At 69.5% G+C, this 3142-nt stretch carries 3 protein-coding genes; all 3 read right to left on the bottom strand.

Going from position 1 to position 3142, the window contains the following annotated elements; all coding sequences use genetic code 11:
• Window positions 1-1102 (bottom strand): ABC transporter permease subunit (locus tag G3N99_RS37335; RefSeq protein WP_206124870.1); only part of this gene is annotated, 1102 nt, incomplete at its 3' end.
• Between the two features lie 2 nt (window positions 1103-1104).
• Window positions 1105-2139, bottom strand: a complete 1035-nt coding sequence (locus G3N99_RS37330) for an iron ABC transporter substrate-binding protein (RefSeq protein WP_174939444.1) — start codon at window positions 2137-2139, stop codon at window positions 1105-1107.
• A 66-nt stretch (window positions 2140-2205) separates the two neighbouring features.
• A partial coding sequence (locus G3N99_RS37325) for a Dyp-type peroxidase (RefSeq protein ID WP_206124869.1) occupies window positions 2206-3142 on the bottom strand: 937 nt, incomplete at its 5' end.

Below are 3142 nucleotides of genomic sequence, written 5' to 3'. Positions count from 1 at the left end.
CGAGGAGCGTCGCGACACGGCCCGGATAACGGACCAGCAGGAACGCGAGCGGCAGCGCGAGCAGCGTCGTGACGGCCGCCGCCATCAGGCCATAGCCGGACGACGCGAGCGTGGCCTGCCACAGCAGTTCGGGCGACACGTCGGCCGGCGTGACGGCGGCCGCGCCCTGTTGCGTGAGCCAGTAGCCGATCATCGCGAGCGGCACGCCGATCGTCTCGGCGGCGAGCGCGGCAAACGCGACGGTGACGGGGCCGCGCAGATGGCCGAGCGGATAACGCATCGCGACGCGGCGCGCGGCGCGGTGCGTATGACCGTAGCGCGCATGGCCGCGAGCGCGTGCCTCGATCGCGAGGCACAACAGGCACAGCGCGATCAGCACGCAGCCGAGCAGCGATGCGCCGCCGCCGTCGAACGCGGTGCGGTACTCCGCATAGATCTCGGTCGTGAACGTGCGAAAGCGCAGCAACTGGAATGCGCCGAACTCGGACAGCACGCCGAGCGCGACGAGCAGCATCCCGCCGCACAGCGCGGGGCGCAACTGCGGCAGCACGACGCGGAAGAAGGTATGCCACGGCGAGCAGCCGAGCGTGCGCGCGCTTTCTTCCAGCGCGGGATCGAGTTCGCGCAGCGCGGCGGCCACCGGCAGGTAGACGAGCGGGAAGTATGCGGAAGTCAGCACGATCAGCGCGCCGAGGAAGTCCTGCAGGTCGAGGCTCAGCGACACCCACGCATAACTCGTGATGAACGGCGGCACCGCGAGCGGCGCGGCCGCGAGCGCGGTCCACAGCGGCCGGGCGGGCAGGTCGGTGCGCTCGATGAACCACGCGACCGCCGTGCCGAGCAGCGTGCACGCGAGGGTCGCGGCGAGCGTGATCGACAGCGTGTTGACCAGCAGTTCGCCGACGAGCGGGCGCCACAGCAGCTCGATCGCGTCGTCGACGCCGAAGGTGGCCGCGCGGTACAGCGTGAAGCCGAGCGGCAGCAGGATTGCGAGCGGCCCGCACGCGGCCGCGGCGACGAGCGCGCGCGACGGGCGGCGCCGTGTCGCGGTGTGCTCGCCGTCGCGTGCGGTGCTTGCCGTGGGGGACACGGCGTCGCTCATGGTCAGAGCAGACCTGCCTGGCGCAGCAGCTTGCCGGCCTGGCTGTCGTCGCCGAGCTGTTCGAACGTCAGCGCCGGCGGGCTCAGTTCGTTGAACGGCTTCAGGATGGGATCGGGCGCGACGCCCGGATGCAGCGGATACTCGAAGCTGATATGGCCGCCGGCCATCAGTTTCTGCGCGCGCTCGCTGACGAGATACGCGACGAACTTCTGCGCTTCCGGCTGGTGCTTCGATGCCTTCAGCACTGCGGCGCCCGATACGTTGACGGCACCGCCGACGTCGCCTTTGCCGAAGTGGTAGATCGCGCTGCGGGTCGACTTGTCGCCGAGCTCGGCGTGCAGGCGGTCCCAGTAGTAGTTGTTGATGATGCCGGTCAGCACGCCGCCGCGGTTGACGGCTGCCGTCACGCCTTCGTCGTCGTCGAAGATCTGCGCGTTGGCCTTCAGGCCCTTCAGCCATTGGAGCGTCGCGGCTTCGCCGTGCAGTGCGAGCACCGCGCTCACGAGCGGCAGGAAGTCCGCGTCGCTCGGCGCGACGCCGACCTTGCCCTTCCATTCCGGCTTCGCGAGATCGAGCAGCGATGCGGGCAGTTGCTGCGGCTGGATCTTCGCGGTGTTGTAGACGAGCACGTTCTCGCGAGCGAGCACGCCGACCCAGTTGCCGTCCGCCGGGTTGAAGCGCGCGGGCACCGACTGCAGCGTGGCGCCGTCGGTCTTCGCGAACAGGCCCTTGCGGTCGAGCAGCACGAGCTCCGGCGAGTTCTCGGTGAAGTACACGTCGGCCGGCGTGCGGTCGCCTTCCGCGACGAGCTGCGCGGCGAGTGCCGGGCCTTCGCCCGAGCGCACCTTCACGGTGATGCCGCTCTGCGCTTCGAAATCCTTGACGAGCTGGTTGACGACCTGCTCGTGCTGCGCGTTGTACAGCGTGAGCGTCGCGGCATGCGCGCGCGCGGCGTGCAGCGCGCCGGTCAGCATCAGCGCGGCGGCCGCCGCGGAAATCAGGTGCCGCAGCGGGCGGCTAACGGGTGATGTATTCATGTGGTTTTTAGCAGGTTGCACCCGGCCGGGGCCGGGAAGGTGTGCCTTGACTTGCGTTGCGGGCCGTCATGCCTCGAACAGCGCGGCGCCGATGTACGAACCCGGTTGCGCGCCCGGCGGGCACGCGAAGATCGCGCTGCCGACGTGCGTGGTGAACTGGTTCATGATGTCCATCTTTGCGAGCTTCTCGTTGATCGGAATGAAGCCCTTGCGCGGGTCGCGCTGGTGCGCGACGAACATCAGCCCCGCGTCGTACTCGGTCTGCTGGCGCCATGGCGGCCAGCGCTCGATGTAGAAGCTCGTGCTGTCGTTGTACGAGTACGCGCGGCGCAGGATCTGCGCACCGTTGTTGAGTTGCGGCGATGCGAGGCGCGCGTGCGCGTTGTCGGGGATCACCGGGTTGCCGTCCTTGTCGGCCGCGTCGAGATCGAGTGCCTCGAACTCGTGCTTCTGGCCGAGCGGCGCGCCGCTGTACTTGTGACGGCCGACCACCTGCTCCTGGAAGCCGAGCTCCGTGTTGTCCCAGTGCTCGAGCGTGATGCGGATCCGGCGCACGACCGTGTAGGTGCCGCCGTTCATCCATGCCGGGCCTTCGCTGCCGGCCCACACGAATTCGTCCATCGCGGCCGGATCGGACATCGGCGGATTCATCGTGCCGTCCTTGAAGCCCATCAGGTTGCGCGGCGTCTCGCCGGGCTTGCCCGACGTGAAGCCGGCCTGGCCCCAGCGCATCTGCGTCGCCTTCGCGCCGAGGCGCACGAGCTGGCGCACCGCGTGGAACGCAACCTGTGCGTCGTCGGCGCACGCCTGGATGAACAGGTCGCCGCCGGTCTTTTCGGGCAGCAACTGGTCGCCGTTGAAGCGCGGCAGGTCGACGAGCGCGGCGGGGCGATGCTTCGCGAGGCCGAAGCGGTCCTTGCCGGCGAGCGCGAACATGCCGGGGCCGAAGCCGAACGTGATCGTCAGGCGCGCAGGGCCGAGGCCGAGCGCGTCGCCCCCGTCC

The sequence above is a fragment of the Burkholderia sp. Ac-20392 genome (assembly GCF_017104585.1).
GTDB lineage: Bacteria > Pseudomonadota > Gammaproteobacteria > Burkholderiales > Burkholderiaceae > Burkholderia > Burkholderia lata.
This window is presented reverse-complemented; position numbering and strand designations above follow the sequence as displayed.

Bases quoted from the DNA above. Each gene is read 5' to 3' on its own strand.
- G3N99_RS37330 (WP_174939444.1), bottom strand. From the start codon at position 2,139: ATGAATACATCACCCGTTAGCCGCCCGCTGCGGCACCTGATTTCCGCG.